Origin of the sequence: Haematospirillum sp. 15-248 (genome assembly GCF_012102665.1) — a bacterium.
In the GTDB taxonomy this organism is placed as follows: domain Bacteria; phylum Pseudomonadota; class Alphaproteobacteria; order Rhodospirillales; family Rhodospirillaceae; genus Haematospirillum.
The window spans coordinates 370,479-386,501 of the sequence record NZ_JAAVTF010000001.1 but is presented as its reverse complement, the minus strand read 5'-3'; the positions used below and the strand labels follow the sequence as shown (position 1 = coordinate 386,501).

Genomic DNA, 16,023 nt, shown 5'->3' with positions numbered 1-16,023 from the left:
GATGACAGCCTCTTATGTCTTTATCTTTGCCTGTGGATCTCTTGCCATATTGTACGGCATTCTTGTTACGCGCTCTGTTCTTGCCACCGGGGTGGGGACGGAAGATATGAGGCGCATTGCAGATGCCGTTCAAGAAGGTGCGTCGGCCTATCTTCGGCGTCAGTATACAACTATTGCTATTGTTGGTGCTGTAATATGCTTGTTCTTGGGATGGCGTCTCGGACTGGCAGTTGCTGTTGGCTTTGTGATTGGTGCGGTTCTGTCCGGTATTGCCGGCTTCATCGGTATGAATGTTTCTGTCAGGGCCAATGTTCGTACGGCTGAAGCGGCGCGCAGTGGTGGCATGAAAGCTGCCTTGTCCGTGGCTTTCCGCTCGGGAGCTGTGACTGGTTTCTTGGTCGTCGGGCTTGGGCTTATCGGAGTTGCCGGTTATTACTTCTTCCTGAATACGATGGATATTCCCCGGCGCAATGTGCTGGAAGCCTTGGTTGCGCTTAGCTTTGGCGCTTCCTTGATTTCCATCTTCGCCCGGCTTGGTGGTGGCATTTTTACAAAGGGAGCTGATGTTGGTGCTGATCTGGTTGGAAAGGTCGAGGCTGGCATTCCCGAAGATGACCCCCGCAATCCGGCTGTGATTGCCGATAATGTTGGCGACAATGTCGGGGATTGTGCCGGTATGGCGGCCGACTTGTTTGAAACTTACGTTGTAACGATGGTCGCAACCATGCTCCTTGGGGCTATCTTCTTTCCCGAAAGCTTGGCACCACTCATGATGCTCTATCCGCTGCTGATTGGTGCTGTGTGCATTATAGGGTCAGTTCTTGCAACCTATCTGGTGCGACTGGGGGCGGACGGTAATATCATGAATGCCCTTTACAAGGGCTTCATCGGTTCCGCTGTTTTCTCGGGTATATTGATTGTCGCCATTACCTTCTGGCTTTTCGATGATGCTACTTTTGGCCAAGGGGTTGGGCTTGCAGGGGTCGCACCCGGGCCTCTCGTGATCTGTGCCCTGACGGGTCTGGCGGTAACAGGTCTTATCGTTTGGGTTACAGAGTACTATACGGGAACCAATCACCGTCCGGTCCATTCTGTCGCTGATGCATCTGTTACTGGGCATGGTACCAATGTCATCCAAGGGCTGGCTGTTTCCATGGAAGCGACAGCCTTGCCTGTCTTGTGCATTTGCGTTGGTATTATCGTTTCCTATATCGCAGCTGGGTTGTACGGTATTGCGATTGCAGCAACAACGATGCTGGCTTTGGCGGGTATGGTTGTTGCCCTGGATGCTTATGGCCCGGTAACAGACAACGCGGGTGGTATTGCTGAAATGGCTAACCTTGCGCCGGATGTACGCAAGGTCACAGATGCCTTGGATGCCGTTGGAAATACAACGAAAGCCGTGACAAAGGGCTATGCTATTGGCTCTGCTGGTTTGGCGGCCTTGGTGCTTTTTGCCGCGTATACTGAAGATCTCCAGTATTACTTTCCTGATATGGAGATTGCCTTTGTGCTGCACGATCCTTATGTGGTGGTGGGGCTTTTTATTGGTGGTCTTCTGCCGTACCTGTTTGCAGCTCTTGGTATGCAGGCTGTGGGACGCGCTGCTGGAGCTGTTGTGGTCGAGGTGCGACGCCAATTCCGCGAGATGCCCGGTATTATGGCGGGTACATCCAAGCCAGAGTATGGAACATGTGTTGACATGTTAACCAAGGCGGCTATCCGCGAAATGATCTTTCCTTCCCTGCTGCCGGTTCTGGCGCCGATTCTTCTTACCGCCCTAGTTTGGGCTATAGGTGGGCCTGTGCCAGCATTTACAGCTTTGGGGGCTATGTTGCTGGGAACGATTGTGACGGGGTTGTTTGTGGCAATATCCATGACGTCGGGTGGTGGCGCATGGGATAATGCGAAAAAGTTTATCGAAGAGGGGCATCATGGAGGGAAGGGCTCCGATGCTCACAAGGCTGCAGTTACCGGTGATACTGTCGGTGACCCATACAAGGATACAGCCGGCCCCGCAATAAATCCCATGATCAAGATTACCAATATCGTTGCGATACTGTTGCTAGCGATTGTCGCGGGATAAATCACAAAAGGAGGGAGACTATAAGACGTCTCCCTCCTTTTCTTTTATGCCAGGATTATCTGTCTGTTATTGGCCGGGTATATTTGATTTCCCGTCAAATGTACTTGTAGAATCTTTGTTAAACTTCCCGATGTTGCCAAGAAGTTGCTCAAAAATGTTCATTTTATTCCCTGCAGTTGGTGTCTCGCGGGCGACCAAGGTCACATCGGTACCATCTTTCAGGCCATTGCGCTGAATGCTCTGGATTGTCTCTGAACGGTCGAAGCGTATGGCGATAACCGAGCGCTCCAGCTCCTCGTTCGGGTAAAAAGCAAACTGCTCCTGCTTGGAGCCGATGTAGTACCACGTTTCCTCTCCATCGAAGAGTGAGGTGGTCGAAGGAGAGCCCAGCGCGGCAGCAACATCAGCTTTTGAGCTTCGCCCCTCCTGTATATCTTCCATCTGGGCAGCTGTTGGCAACGCGCCGTGAGCCTTGATATCCGGAGAACAGGCAGAGAGCAACGTGACGGCAGGCAGGACAAGCGCCAAGGCCGTGACTGTGCTGCGACGCAATAACGCAGAGAGTGATGAATGATCGATCCTTGGCATTGGCATATCCGTCAGGTATGGGTATCCGTTCATTGGTCGGCTGCACACTGCTGCGCCAAGCCCCATACATAGACTGAAACCTGGATCAGGTCCAGCCTACCCGTTGCTGATGCACGGTGCTTTATATTTCAGGCATTGTCCACTTGGGGCGGCCACGTTACACCAGATGCATCTGCTTTGATCCGGCTTTTAAAAGAGAGCGTAACCATGTTTTCAGCTTTCCTGTCCCAGCGGCGTCGGCGCCGTGCTGCCGAAGACCTGTACGTTTCCGCTGTGTCTCAGGCGCGTGCCCCGTTCTTTTTTGAATGTTGCGGTGTCCCTGATACAGTGGACGGCCGCTTTGATATGATAGCGCTTTATGTTTTTTTGTTGATTCATCGGGTCAGAGCTGAGAAAACCCAAGAATCATCTGCCTTTGCCCAAGAAATATTTGATGCCATGTTTCGCGATATGGACCGTAATTTACGCGAAATGGGCGTTGGAGATCTGAGCGTTGGCAAACATATCAAAGGGATGGCAAAAGCTTATTATGGTCGTGTTGCGGCTTATGAGCCCCCTGTTGAATCTGGCGATATCCAGACGCTTGAGGCAGCCCTGTTGCGGAATCTATACCGTTCGGCTCCAGCGCCAGGCCCCGCAGCAGAACAGGTCAGGAGCATGGCCGTCTGTGTCCTGCAGATCGTTGAGCATATGACCAAGCAGCCTTTTGATGATGTTATGGGCAACAGACTGGTATGGTGGACGCCATCTACCGATGAACGAGCAAGGATTGATGCCTGATGGCAAGTGTACCAGAGCTTTGTGTGGAACCTGAGTTTTCGCGACCAGTCAATGTTGAGCGCCTGCCTGCCGGGGGGCGCTGGTTTGTGCTGTCTGCCTCGGCAGAGGAATGTCAGGCATTGGCCGCCCGGTTTGGACTGGTCACGCTTTCATCGTTTGAGGCGAGGATCCATCTCAAGGCCGTTGCCTCTGGCGACGTTATACGGGCTGAAGGTGAATTTTCGGCAGACATTATACAGGTTTGTGGCGTCTCCCTGCAGAAGTTTGCAACTTCTCTTACCGAACGTTTCAGTCTTTCCTATGCCTTCTCTCCGGATGGGGCAGACTCTACCGAAATAGCTTTTGATCCCGAGGGCGAAGATCCACCCGAACCAATTGTCAATGGGATGGTCGATCTGGGGGAGATCTCGGCCGAGTACTTGGGATTGTCAATCAACCCGTTTGCTCGCTCCGAGGGAGCCTTGTTGGCTGTTCCGCCGGGGGTCAGCGTGAATGAGCCCGAGAGAGAAAGTCCTTTCTCGGCCCTTGGTAAACTCCGCAAGGATTAAGGATGCGTTTTCCTGTGGTATGATGCTTGCGGTTTTTGTGCTTTTTGTATATTAAGGCTGGCTTCCATGCAGGCCCGAACAGGATTGAAAGTAGCGAAAAATGGCCGTTCCCAAGAAAAAAACTTCCAAGTCCCGTCGCAACATGCGTCGTTCTCACGATTCTGTCTCTGCGGGTGCCCATAATGAATGCTCTAACTGCGGCGAGATGAGGCGTCCTCATCATGTCTGTGGAAGCTGTGGTCATTATGATGGCCGCGAGGTTGTTGCTTCCGAAGCGGCTTGAGCCGTTTATCTGTGGGCTGAAACCAGGGTTTGAGGTGATGTTTTGAGCAGTCGGCTCATTCTCGCGCTTGATGCTATGGGGGGCGACCAGGCCCCCCGTATGGTTCTCGAGGGTATTAAGGTAGCGCGCCTGCGTTACCCCCATGTTCATTTCTTGGTTTTTGGCGATTCCGCAAAAATCGATCCTCTTCTTTCTAACGATATTCGTCCTTTTTGCTCTGTCCGTCATACGCCCGATGCTGTTGCCAGTGGAGACAAGCCGTCTCTTGCTGTTCGGCAGGGTCGCAATTCAAGCATGTGGTTAGCCATAAAAGCCGTAAAAGACGGTGAAGCCGCTGGCGTTGTCTCTGCCGGCAATACCGGTGCCCTGATGGCAATGGCCAAGCTCATTTTGCGAACATTGCCTGGCATCGATCGTCCGGCAATAGCGACCTTGATCCCCACGTGCCGTGGCGAAAGCGTTATGCTGGATCTTGGTGCCAATGCAGAATGCTGTGCCCGTAATTTGGTCCAGTTTGCTGTGATGGGCAGTGTTTTTGCCCGTACCTTGATTCACGTTAGGCAACCTTCGGTCGGGCTTCTCAACATTGGTTCGGAAGATCAAAAGGGGACTGAAAGCCTTCGTGAAGCTGCCACTATTTTGAGGGGTTTTCCCGGTGATTTCATGGCATTCAAAGGTTTTGTGGAGGGTGATGATATTGGTGCGGGCACCGTTGATGTCGTCGTGACTGATGGGTTTACCGGCAATGTTGCCCTGAAGACCGCAGAAGGGACGGCAAAGCTGTATGGATCTTTCCTGAAAGAAGCTTTCCGATCCAGTTTGTTGTCACGCTTGGGCTATTTGCTTGCGCGTGGTGCCCTTGCGCATGTTCGGAAGAGAACGGATCCACGGCGGTATAACGGGGCCTTGTTCCTTGGCTTGAACGGTATTTGCGTCAAAAGCCACGGGGGTACAGATCATGTTGGCTTTGCCAATGCGATTGGCGTAGCGATTGATCTTGTGTCAGATAACTTGAATGACAAGATCAAGCTGGGTTGTCAGGATGTCCAGTCTGATATTGCTGCTGTAAGCCCGGATGCAGTTGATAAAGGCATCGATGCTACATTTGTTGCCACGCCGGACAGCAGTTCCGGGAAGATTATGGAAACGTGATGGTTTGGCGATCTGTTGTGTGTGGTACGGGATCATTTCTTCCCGAGCGTGTTATGACCAACGCCGAGATGGCGTCAGTCGTTGATACATCTGATGAGTGGATTGTTGAGAGAACAGGTATTCGGCAGCGTCATATCGCAGCTGATGATCAGTTGACGTCGGATCTGGCCTTTGCGGCAGCAGAAAGGGCGCTGCATTCTGCCGGCGTTCATTGTTCTGACGTTGATCTTGTTATTCTGGCGACGGCGACTCCAGACAAGACTTTTCCTTCAACTGCAACGCGTGTTCAGGCCCGTTTGGGGTGTGCCGGTGGTCCGGCATTTGATGTCCAGGCGGTATGTTCAGGCTTTGTTTATGCCCTTGCCGTTGCGGATAATTTTATAAAAGCAGGTCAGGTTAAAACGGCGCTTGTTATTGGTGCAGAAACCTTTTCTCGTATTCTGGATTGGTCTGATCGTGGCACTTGTGTTTTATTTGGTGACGGTGCAGGTGCGGTTGTCCTGAAAGCTGAGCAAGGACAGGGGGATTGCAAGGATCGTGGCATTCTCACCACCCACCTGCATGCAGATGGAACGCATCATGACCTTTTGTATGTAGATGGTGGTCCGTCTTCTACAAAAACAGTGGGATCCCTGCGAATGGCGGGGCGAGATGTTTTCCGGCATGCCGTCAATAATTTGTCTTCTGTTGTGCAGGAAGCTTTGGATTCTGTTCAGCTTGACATTGCAGCTATTGACTGGCTTGTGCCGCATCAGGCTAATCAGCGGATCTTGGACTCAACAGCTCGTAAGCTTGGTGTCTCTGCCGAGAAAGTCGTTGTAACGGTTGATCAGCATGCCAATACATCGGCAGCGTCTATTCCCTTGGCCTTGGATGTGGCTGTGCGTGATGGCCGTATTCGTCCGGGTCATCTTGTTTTGATGGAGGCTATGGGGGGCGGTTTTACGTGGGGTTCAGCTCTGGTCAGGATGTAAAGCCCAGCGGTTGACAATATGTGCGGGATGTCTCTTGTTCTGGACATCTTCAAGTCTTTGATATTGACGCTGTTACCCGGTGCATATACCGTCATGTGCGGTATTGGTTTAGCGAGGTCTCCATGTCGGAACGCACCATTACACGGGCCCATCTCAGTGAGTCTGTCTATCAGGAGGTGGGACTTTCCCGTAACGAGTCTGCAGACTTGCTGGAAATGGTCCTTGCCGAGATTTCCCAAGCTCTTGCCAAGGGGGAGATTGTCAAGATCTCTTCGTTCGGCACCTTTTCTGTGCGGCAGAAAGGGCAGAGGATTGGCCGGAATCCCAAGACCGGGCAGGAAGTTCCTATCCTCCCGCGCAGGGTTCTGACTTTCCGGCCTTCGCAGTTGCTGAAGGACCAGATTAATGATGGCTTGGCCAAGAAAGCAGGAAAAGCTCGTTAATACGGGCTCCCTGTTTCTTTGTTTTTCCGTTCTGGCGCCAGAAAGAGTTTGTGGCGCTATGTTTTCTTTGTGCCTTATCTGTATAGTCATGTAGGGATACACCAGTGTTTTAGCCTGTAGCGTCTGTGTCGGTGCAGGCGAGTTCAGGATGTAAGAACAGTGCAGTCTAGAAAAGAAAAACAACCCGTAAAATCCGAGAATGCATTCCGTACTATTGGTGAAGTATCGGAGGATCTTGGTGTCCCCCAGCACGTTCTGCGTTTCTGGGAAACACAGTTTTCCCAGATCAAGCCTTTGAAGCGTGGTGGTGGACGGCGTTACTATCGTCCTGAAGACATTGCTTTGCTGGTGGATATTCGCTCATGTCTTTATGATCAAGGCTATACAATTCGCGGCGTGCAGAAATTGCTATGTACGAAACAGAATGCCCTTGAATGCCGTGTGACACCTACATCAGGACAGGATATTGATTCTCAGGACGAGGTATCTATCTCACAGGGGTTGACCGGTGAGCAAAGGCGGGAGCTTGAGTCTGTGCTTGCTGAGTTGGAGGATGTTCGCGCTTTTCTCGGTATTCCCGAATTTGCCTGATCATGGTGATCCGCGCGTGCCATGGGGGTGGCTGTGCTGGTATTATTGACTGATTTTGGGGTGAGTGGACCTTATATTGGTCAAGTCAAGGCTGTTCTGGCTCAAAGGGCGCCGTCTGTTCCTGTCATTGATCTGTTTCATGATCTTCCTGTTTTTGAACCGGTTCTTGCCGCAGCTTTGATACCGTCTTATTGTGAATCCCCTTTTCCAAAGGGGGCAGTTTTCCTGTGTGTTGTCGATCCTGGAGTTGGCACCAGTCGCCAGGCATTGGTCATGTCTTCACGTGGTTTCTGGTACGTAGGGCCGGATAATGGGTTGCTTAGCCGGATTGTTGACGATGATCCGCAAGCACAGATTTGGAGTCTTGATTGGTTTCCTGAAACGGCAAGTGCGACGTTTCATGCCCGGGATATTTTTGCTCCCGCGGCGGCGGCCTTGGCCTGCGGATATACCCCCGGTCCCACATGTAGAGCACCGCTTGTCGCCACTATTGTTGGTTCTGATGACATAATTCGGTGTTCTGCAGGCATGGGGCAAGCCGTATGGCAGAAGGTGGTTTATATTGACCATTATGGTAATGCCATGACAGGTATGCGTGGTGGGGAGATAGATAATCAAGATACTTTAGAGGTTGGCGGATATCTGTTGCGCAGACAACGCACATTCGGGATGGGGGAAAGCGGGGTGCCGTTCTGGTATATCAATTCTAACGGGTTGGTGGAGCTTGCTGTACGCAACGGATCTATAGCCTCGGCTTTTGGGATCGTGCCCGGAATGCCTGTTTTTGTCAGGTCAGGTCTGTCATGAGCCTGCGCGTTAAATTCTGGGGCGTTCGGGGTAGCATTCCGTGCTCTTCCCCCTCTCATGTGATCTATGGCGGGAATACCAGCTGTGTAGAAATCACGGCCAACGATCAACACCTGATTCTTGATGCGGGAACAGGCATGCGTGGTCTGGGCAATGATATGCTCCGCAGGGGTATTTCGCAGTCCAACATGCTGTTGTCTCATACGCACTGGGACCATATCAGCGGCTTTCCATTTTTTGCACCTTTGTTTCGTGCCGATTTCTCCATGCGCATTTATGCAGGCCATTTGCACGATTATGGGGGGATTAAACAGGTTCTTTCGACCCAAATGGCAAGCCCCTTGTTTCCAGTCCCCCTTTCGGCTCTCAAGGCTCGTCTCGAGTTTGTAGATTATGACGCAGGTAATCCACTGGCATTCTCCGACAGCGTTCTGGTGCGTACTGCACCTTTGAATCACCCAGATGGTGCCGTAGGATACCGTGTAGAAGCTGATGGCCTGTCGATTTGTTATGTGACGGATACGGAGCATAAGCCGGGTGAGCCTGATTCCGTAATCTTGTCTCTGATCGAAGGGGCAGACCTTGTTATCTATGATTCAACTTACACAGATGAGGAGTTTCCTGCCAAGGTCGGTTGGGGCCATTCCACATGGGAGGAAGGCGTGCGCCTGTGCCAGAAAGCAGGTGCCAGAAATATGGCGCTTTTCCATCATGACCCAGACCACGATGACCTGATCATGTCCCAGATTGAGGAGCGGGCCAAACGGCTCTGGAGCGGGACCTTGGTTGCGCGTGATACAATGGAACTTATTTTATCCTGATCATCAGGACATCACCGTGGATAGACCCGGACCACAACACGCCGGTTTATGGCTTGGTTTTGGGGAAGGACATCGCCGTAGGGTCCCCGGTTTGCAACCTTGGGCGCCGTATCAGCCATTCCCACTGTTTTCATACGTGCCCGGGGAATCCCGGCTTCCTCGAAATACCGCACTACAGTTCCGGCACGGGCACCGGACAGTTCCCAGTTTGATGGGTACTGAGGGGTTTCAGTTGGGCTGTCATCGGTATGCCCCTGAACTTCAATCTGAAAGCTTTTAAATTGTTCTGCGCCAATTGTTGCAGCGATTTTGGCTAATATTTCCCGTGCAGACTCATCCAGCTCGGCACTGTCCGGGGCAAAGAACGACCCGGATCCCATTTCCATGACAATGCCCTGACTGTCTGTCGAAATGGCAACAACATCCTGCATTTTAAGAGAGGTGACAGATTTCTGCACTTGCTGCTTCAGGTCCTCGGTCGGGGTTTTTATTTCCCGTTTTCCGACCCCTTTGGCCATCCCGGCGCTGACCTGCTCGAAGGCAACAGCATCGATTTTCGAAATGGCAGCCAGCAGAATAAAGAAAGCCAGCAACAAGGTCGCCATATCGGCAAAAGTTGCAATCCAGCTTTCATCGTCTGCGGGTGGTGAGGGACGGGAAAATTGGTTGTTGCCATTGCCCATCATGATGGTCGTCTTCCTTCTGGCGTGCTGGCTCAGGCGTTGGAGCGTGACCGATCTATGCTGAAGTGTGCTGCTGGATCCAGGAAGGCGTTCATCTTGTCCTGAATGTAGCGCGGGCTTTTGCGTTCTGCCAGAAGGGCAAGCCCCTCTGCAAGAAGGTAGTTCCGGAAGCGTATGATTTCTTCACGTTGTTGCACCTTTGAAGCCGCAGGTAACAAGATCATACGTGCAAACATGACACCGTATAGCGTTGTGACCAGTGCAACGGCCATACCCGGACCGATGGAGGATGGATCACCCCCCATGGAGTCCAGCATGATGATCAATCCGACCAAGGTTCCGATCATGCCGAAAGCGGGGGCAATACCGCCCATATTACGCAGGATATCAGCTTGTACCGTATTTCTCTGGAATGTACTTTCAACCGTAGCCGCAAGAATCTCGCGGAGTTCTGGCCCTGTATAACCGGCAACTACAAGATCAATGCCAAAGCCCAGGAAGCGGTCGGATTTTCGTACCTTTCCGGAATCTGATTCCAGTCCGGCCAATCCGTTCTTCTGAATGATGTAGCCCCAGCGGATAATCCGTCCAACCTCGTGGGTCAAGATGCCTTGCCCCACCTTGTTTGTGAAGAGAATGGATTGCAGGCTCAGCATGGACTGTATGACATAGCGTGGCTCATACGACACAAAGGTCGCGGAGAATGTGCCACCCACCACCATGATCAAACTGGGAACATCGATAAACAGCATGAAGTTATCGGTGCTGAGCAGAATAGCACCGACAAACAACCCAAACCCCAGAATGGCACCGAAAACCGTTGCGAATGACATGGTTTGCCCCGCCTGCCCAACTGGCAAAACAGCAATACCCGACATGATGTCTAGGTACCGCTTACACACGATGACTGGAAAATGCCATTTTCTGCAAGGGTTGCTGTGGTTCTGTTTCTGTTGGTCGGTCAGAGCGTTCTGAAACTGCTTTGCTTACGACACGTTTGGAGTAATAAAAATGTCGAGAAACTCTGTATCCGGTGCTGCCCGCAAGATCTTGGTCGGGCGTCCCGTCGTATCCAGCAAGCCATAATGCTGTAGATGGTTGAATACTTTCAGAAAGTGCTGGCGATTGTGAAGAGAGGCGCCGCCTTCCAGCCAATTCTGTTCCAGGAACGCCAGGATCGCTGGGTGTCCCAGTTCAACTTCCCACAGAATGCCGAGTAATGAAGCCATGGCTTCTTCCATTTCACGTTGTATGCCATGAACACTCATCCACTGATCTGCCTGCTTTTTAAGCCCTGTTTCAGGCCCTGCACCAAGTCCAAAGTCAGGAATGTGGCGGCGTTCAGGTGCGCAAACCTGCCAGTGGGCAACATCGTGAATGATAACAGATGGCTCCATGCTTCCGCTCAGAACCTGTCCATCCCATGTAAAGCCATCTTCAGGCGGTTGTGATGAGACAGACATTCCAAAGGACTGGGCAAGCTCAATGGCTTCCTGACGTTGTTCGGGGCATTGTGAAAGTGTGATGTTGTCCCCGGAATCCACATACGCCAAGGTAAAGCCAATACGCTCAACAGCAGCCTGTGCCGTGCCGGTACCTTCCAGAGAAGCCAAGAATGCACCCAGGGCAGTGGGTATTTCGGACATGACAAGGGGAGAGAGTATCATTCTTGATCCAGAGCGGGTGCATACGTCTTTTTGTGCCGTATCCTGTTTTCTGTCATATGGCAAGAGACGTAAACTGCTCGGGGACGCATTGTATTGCTTTGCCGCCCTTGGTAGATAGAGTGCTCTTGTCTGGATTTTCAGGGTTTGTGGGAGTTTTTATCGTATGACTGGCATCGACACCGTGACCGCCGTTGCTGATTTCAGGACAGTCCGTGATTTTATCCGCCATGCTGTCAGCCAGTTCAATACTGCAGACCTCAGCTATGGCCACGGAACCACTTCAGCGTGGGACGAGGCTGTTTTTATGGTTCTGGAGGCCCTGCGGCTGCCTGTTGACCAGCTTGAACCTTATCTTGATGCCAGGCTGGCCACACCAGAAAGAACCCGCCTTGCCGGTTTGATAGAGGCCCGGGTAAAGACCAGAAAGCCGGCGTCCTATCTTCTTAATCGCGCTTATATTCAGGGTTTTCCCTTTTATGTTGATGAACGTGTGATTGTTCCGCGCTCCTACATTGGTGAAATCCTGTTTTCGGGCATTTTTTCCGGGGAAGGGCTGGCCTTGGTTGATGATCCGACTGAACCAGTCCATGTTCTTGATTTGTGTACCGGCTCAGGCTGCCTGGCAATTCTTGCTGCCCATGTTTTTCCTGAAGCAGACATTGATGCGGTGGATCTGTCTCCTGATGCCTTGTCTGTCGCCCGGCGTAATGTAAAAGACTATGCTTTCGAGGAGCGTATTCGTCTGTTTGAAGGCGATCTCTTCTCTCCCTTAAAAGGACGAAGATACGACGTAATACTGACGAACCCGCCGTATGTTGATGCTTCCTCTATGGAGACCCTGCCGCCAGAATTTCGGCACGAGCCCTCTGTGGCTTTGGCATCCGGTGAAGATGGGCTCGATCTTGTTCGCCGGATTTTGCGTGAAAGCCCGCACTATCTGACTGAAAAAGGCGGTATCCTGTGCGAGTTCGGTACCGGACGGGAGATTCTTGAGGCGGAGTATCCCGATCTTGACTTCTTGTGGGTTGAGACCGAAAGCAGTTTCGGGGAGGTATTCTGGCTGACCCGGAAGCAATTAGTGGCCGGGGGCAGGGATAGGTACCGATAGTCAGGCTCGCGCACAGCTATACTTTGTTGTAGCCTGCCGTAACCGCTGTTTTACGCTGCCTGTCCGGGAGGGAAAGCATCCATGAGCAAAAGGCGTCTGCTTTTTGTGATCTGTGGTTCCATCGGCGGGCTTCTGCTTGTGCATTCTGCTCCTGCTTTGGCATTCAGGGTACCAATGGGGCGCCCGTATATCGTTGATCTTTCCTTGTTTTCACTTGTTGTGCCCGGACTTTGCCTTGGCCTCGGCTTCGCCTTGTGGCTGGCTGGACCATCCGGGCGCTATGGTCGTTCTCATTATGCTGGTGGTCTTGCAGTTCTTGCTGCGGTGCAGGGAATCAACCTCGCTGACATCAGCCTGTTTTTTCCTCATCTGCTTATCCACTTGGAGGCTATGGATCGGCTTACTTTGGCTTTATTGCCCATGGCGCCGGCATTTTTTCTTCTTCTGGTCCGCGATCAGGTGGTCAGCCGCGTTTTGTATCGTATCGTTCCTTTTGTTTTTGCCCTTGTGTTGGCAATTTTTCTGTCTGCTTTTTTCCTTCCCTATAATCACCTTCTGATCTTGCACACCATTGTCAGTGTCTTCTGCCTTGCTGGCTTTGCCATCGGTATTCTGGAGGTCGGTCTGGGTCGGGGAGGGGAGAGGCTTCGTCCGGCCTTGGTTATCCTGTGTGGAGCCAGCGTTATTCTCTCCCTTGTCAATGATTTGGTTTCCGGATGGAGCGGTGGCCGCGATACCTCGCTTCTGGCTTTGTCGCTGGGGGGAAGTGCTCTGGTGTGTGGTGCTCTTTCGGCGCGTGACATGAGACGAAGCCGTCGCAGTCGAAAACTGGAGCTGCGACACCTTCTTGACCTGCGTGCAATTCTTGAACAGCGTATCAAGGATACATCCTCTAAAATCAATAGTTTGCATATCCGTATTGACAATTTTCTTAAACATATACCGGAAGCTGTTCTGACCTTGGACTCTGAGGCCAGGATTCTTCGTTACGAGGGGGGTGCCGAGGTTCTCTTCGGTTGGAGTGCGCCGGAAGTTGTTGGGCGTTCAGCCATTTCCCTTCTTTCGGGAGAGTGGGCAGAGCGCTTCCTGCATGCCTTGAGACATCTGGAGCATGACGAAGAGGTTGAGTGGGGTGGTACGCGCCGTTTCGAGATCCATCTGCGTAATCGTGATGGGCGTGTTGTGCCAGCAAACTGTTCTATATCGGTTGTACACGAGGAGGGAGCCAAGCTCTTTCAGGTCTTATTGCGCAGCACAGAAGCAGAGAAAAAGGCGCAAATGGATCTTTCCGCACAAAAGGCCCTTGTCTCTGAGCTACAGGACCGGTTGCGGCATATGGAGGAGTGTACGGCAACGGGATGGTATGAAACATCCTCGGCTACCGGGAAAACCCGTTGGTCAGCAGGACTGGAGACAATCTGGGGATTCCGTGATGGTGCAAAGCCTGCAGGACTGAGGGATTTTGTCTTTAGAGTTACCGAAGAAGATCGTCCGCAACTCATTCATTCTCTTGATGATCCATCATGGGACGAAACCCGCCATACAGTACGCGTTCAGATTGATGATGTCAGGGTGGCCACAATCGAACTCTCACTGGTTCGTGAACGCGCCGCAGACGGTACCATTGTCCGTGAAACTGGTATAGCTCGCCGGTTATACGAGCAAAGTATCGCACCCTTGTCTTTTATGACGGCAGGGAAGCCTACAGAACGGGAAACCTATGTCATGGGCAGTATGGATGTATCAGCTGGTCCGGATACAATGGCCCCCCAACCGGGGCGAGGGGAGCCTCTTGATATTCTTTTGGTTGAGGATGTCGAGGTAAACCAAAGGGTTGCGGTTATGTTTCTGGAGCGTGAAGGCCACCGCGTATCCGTTGCTTCTACAGGTAAGGATGGCGTTGATGCCGTATCGCAGGGATGCTTCGACCTTGTGCTCATGGACATTCGTCTTCCTGATATTGATGGCGTTGAGGCTGTACGTCGCATTCGTGCCCTTGATGATCCCGTGCGGGCGCAAATTCCTGTCCTGGCGTTGACGGCAAACGTCTTTGAAGATGATGTGAAGCGCTACAGGGCTGCTGGCATGAATGGTGTTGTAGCCAAGCCTATACGCATAGAATCATTCCGACAGGCGTTGTGCTCCATACAGTCATCGGGTTCCACAGATGACACTGTTTCTGCCGGGGGAGTTTTTTCATCCACGGCTTCGCCTTCCCTGGATGAAGGATTCATTGCAGACAGGCTGTCTGCCTTGGGTACGGAAAGCTTCAAGGCTATTCTGGGGCTGGGGCGACGGAGTATGGATAATGCGGTATCCGAGCTTTCTGTTGCTTTGGGGGTGTCCGATCCAGATCTGCTTGCGCGTTCAGGGCACAAGCTTGCCGGGGCCGCCAGCAACTTCGGTTTTTCCAGGCTTATGAAACTGGGGCGGGATATAGAAGATCTTGCCTTGGGTGGTGATGTTGCGCAGGCGCGTGCAATGGCTGCAGAAGGAGAGGCGCTGTGGGTTGAAGCCAGCAGGGCTCTTGATCTTTGGCTGAGTGCGCGCAACCTTCTGGACCATCGCCAGGAGTTGTCAACGTTCCTTTAGATCTTTATCCGTGTTGCCGGGATTGAGTTCTGCACTGAAGCAGGTATGATCACGGCCATGTCAGCAATACCTCTCTATGGACTTCCGGCTCTTTTTACCCTTGTCCCTGCCGCTCTTCTGGTCTTCCGGCATGGGGGAGGGCGTGATTCTGCATTCTGGGGAGCTTTAGGGCTTGCTGTATTTGGGTCAGGTGCCCAGGCCGTTGAATTTTATCAGTATGGCCTTGGCGAGGGATTTTCTTTCTCCCTCTGGGTGACAATTACGGCGACCTTGGTCTTGTTTATTTTTGGGGCCTTGGTCTTGCGGCAAGGGTGGCGCTTGCTGTTTCTTCTGGCCCCCTACCTTCTATTGCTGGGTGGGGCGGCAACCTTGTTCCACCTTCTGTTTGGGGAAAAACATGTTTCCTTTCCTGTTGTGTCTGCGACGGATGGCGAAGGGGCATGGTTTTTTCTGCATGTATTTGTTGGCATTCTATCTTACGCTCTTCTTACATTTGCGGCGGTTGCGGCCTTGTCGGCCTTTTTGCAGGAGCGGGCACTAAAGCATAAGTCACCAAACATGTTGACCCGGAAGCTGCCTTCCGTTGCCGAGAGCGAGTCGCTGTCCTTGGCCATGCTGCTTCAGGGTGGGCTTGTTCTTGGCCTTGGCTTATGTTCAGGACTTGCTGTAAATTGGCTTGGACACAGGACGCTGCTTGATTTCAATCACAAGAGCATCTTGAGTATCCTGACATTTGTAACGGTTATGACCCTGATTGTGGCCCGTTTTGTCAGTGGTACAAGAGGGCGGGTCGCTGCGCGTCTTGTGTTGTTGGCGTGGCTTTTTTTGACTTTGGCCTGGCCTGGGGTCAAGTTTGTGTCCCAAGCTTTGCTCTGATCTTGGGCCGGGTCTTGTCGGTAC

Annotated in this window: 17 protein-coding genes; 13 read left to right on the top strand and 4 right to left on the bottom strand. The window is 52.2% G+C overall.

Annotated features, from left to right (window positions below; genetic code table 11):
• Position 1 precedes the first annotated feature (1 nt).
• Positions 2 to 2,086 (top strand): sodium-translocating pyrophosphatase, encoded by a 2,085-nt coding sequence (locus tag HEQ72_RS01740; RefSeq protein WP_168019233.1) that lies wholly within the window; start codon positions 2 to 4, stop codon positions 2,084 to 2,086.
• Positions 2,087 to 2,152: 66 nt separating this feature from the next.
• Here HEQ72_RS01740 and HEQ72_RS01735 read toward each other — a convergent pair whose 3' ends face one another.
• A complete protein-coding gene (locus tag HEQ72_RS01735) occupies positions 2,153 to 2,674 on the bottom strand; it encodes an outer membrane protein assembly factor BamE (protein ID WP_168018856.1) in 522 nt (173 codons plus the stop codon).
• Positions 2,675 to 2,881: 207 nt separating this feature from the next.
• On the opposite strand from HEQ72_RS01735, the gene HEQ72_RS01730 reads away from it, so the two are divergent.
• From HEQ72_RS01730 to HEQ72_RS01690, 9 genes are all read left to right on the top strand, one after another.
• Positions 2,882 to 3,454, top strand: coding sequence for a ubiquinol-cytochrome C chaperone family protein (locus HEQ72_RS01730; protein WP_168022397.1), 573 nt, complete (start codon positions 2,882 to 2,884; stop codon positions 3,452 to 3,454).
• A complete protein-coding gene (locus tag HEQ72_RS01725; protein ID WP_168018858.1) occupies positions 3,454 to 4,002 on the top strand; it encodes a YceD family protein in 549 nt (182 codons plus the stop codon). The genes HEQ72_RS01730 and HEQ72_RS01725 overlap by 1 nt, the downstream gene beginning before the upstream one ends.
• A gap of 100 nt (positions 4,003 to 4,102) precedes the next feature.
• Complete coding sequence (rpmF, locus tag HEQ72_RS01720; RefSeq protein WP_082811943.1) at positions 4,103 to 4,285, top strand: 50S ribosomal protein L32; 183 nt, start codon at positions 4,103 to 4,105, stop codon at positions 4,283 to 4,285.
• Between the two features lie 42 nt (positions 4,286 to 4,327).
• Entirely contained in the window at positions 4,328 to 5,437 is a 1,110-nt protein-coding gene (gene plsX / locus HEQ72_RS01715) for a phosphate acyltransferase PlsX (protein WP_168022396.1), read from the top strand.
• The gene (locus HEQ72_RS01710) at positions 5,437 to 6,411 is read left to right on the top strand and encodes a beta-ketoacyl-ACP synthase III (RefSeq protein WP_168018860.1); all 975 of its coding nucleotides are present in this window, start codon (positions 5,437 to 5,439) and stop codon (positions 6,409 to 6,411) included. The genes plsX and HEQ72_RS01710 overlap by 1 nt, the downstream gene beginning before the upstream one ends.
• A gap of 122 nt (positions 6,412 to 6,533) precedes the next feature.
• Entirely contained in the window at positions 6,534 to 6,854 is a 321-nt protein-coding gene (locus HEQ72_RS01705) for an integration host factor subunit alpha (protein WP_066135498.1), read from the top strand.
• 159 nt (positions 6,855 to 7,013) lie between these two features.
• On the top strand, positions 7,014 to 7,445 hold the full coding sequence (locus tag HEQ72_RS01700) for a MerR family transcriptional regulator (protein WP_168022395.1): 432 nt from the start codon (positions 7,014 to 7,016) through the stop codon (positions 7,443 to 7,445).
• Positions 7,446 to 7,466: 21 nt separating this feature from the next.
• Positions 7,467 to 8,252 carry an S-adenosyl-l-methionine hydroxide adenosyltransferase family protein gene (locus HEQ72_RS01695; protein ID WP_209316154.1) on the top strand — a complete coding sequence of 262 codons (786 nt, stop codon included), beginning with the start codon at positions 7,467 to 7,469 and terminating at the stop codon, positions 8,250 to 8,252.
• Positions 8,249 to 9,073 carry an MBL fold metallo-hydrolase gene (locus tag HEQ72_RS01690; protein WP_066135505.1) on the top strand — a complete coding sequence of 275 codons (825 nt, stop codon included), beginning with the start codon at positions 8,249 to 8,251 and terminating at the stop codon, positions 9,071 to 9,073. Before HEQ72_RS01695 ends, HEQ72_RS01690 begins: the two co-directional genes overlap by 4 nt.
• 11 nt (positions 9,074 to 9,084) lie before the next feature.
• Here HEQ72_RS01690 and HEQ72_RS01685 read toward each other — a convergent pair whose 3' ends face one another.
• From HEQ72_RS01685 to HEQ72_RS01675, 3 genes are all read right to left on the bottom strand, one after another.
• Positions 9,085 to 9,759 (bottom strand): flagellar motor protein MotB, encoded by a 675-nt coding sequence (locus HEQ72_RS01685; protein ID WP_168018862.1) that lies wholly within the window; start codon positions 9,757 to 9,759, stop codon positions 9,085 to 9,087.
• Positions 9,760 to 9,788: 29 nt separating this feature from the next.
• Positions 9,789 to 10,589 carry a motility protein A gene (locus tag HEQ72_RS01680; protein ID WP_066135509.1) on the bottom strand — a complete coding sequence of 267 codons (801 nt, stop codon included), beginning with the start codon at positions 10,587 to 10,589 and terminating at the stop codon, positions 9,789 to 9,791.
• A gap of 153 nt (positions 10,590 to 10,742) precedes the next feature.
• A complete protein-coding gene (locus HEQ72_RS01675; RefSeq protein ID WP_168022393.1) occupies positions 10,743 to 11,423 on the bottom strand; it encodes a hypothetical protein in 681 nt (226 codons plus the stop codon).
• A 163-nt stretch (positions 11,424 to 11,586) separates the two neighbouring features.
• Here HEQ72_RS01675 and prmB point away from each other — a divergent pair, with 163 nt between their 5' ends.
• The 3 genes from prmB to ccsA all read left to right on the top strand — a co-directional run bounded on the left by prmB (position 11,587) and on the right by ccsA (position 15,999).
• The gene (gene prmB / locus HEQ72_RS01670; RefSeq protein ID WP_209315578.1) at positions 11,587 to 12,531 is read left to right on the top strand and encodes a 50S ribosomal protein L3 N(5)-glutamine methyltransferase; all 945 of its coding nucleotides are present in this window, start codon (positions 11,587 to 11,589) and stop codon (positions 12,529 to 12,531) included.
• Positions 12,532 to 12,612: 81 nt separating this feature from the next.
• The gene (locus HEQ72_RS01665; protein ID WP_168018864.1) at positions 12,613 to 15,123 is read left to right on the top strand and encodes a response regulator; all 2,511 of its coding nucleotides are present in this window, start codon (positions 12,613 to 12,615) and stop codon (positions 15,121 to 15,123) included.
• Between the two features lie 57 nt (positions 15,124 to 15,180).
• Complete coding sequence (gene ccsA / locus HEQ72_RS01660) at positions 15,181 to 15,999, top strand: cytochrome c biogenesis protein CcsA (RefSeq protein WP_168018865.1); 819 nt, start codon at positions 15,181 to 15,183, stop codon at positions 15,997 to 15,999.
• Positions 16,000 to 16,023: the final 24 nt, after the last annotated feature.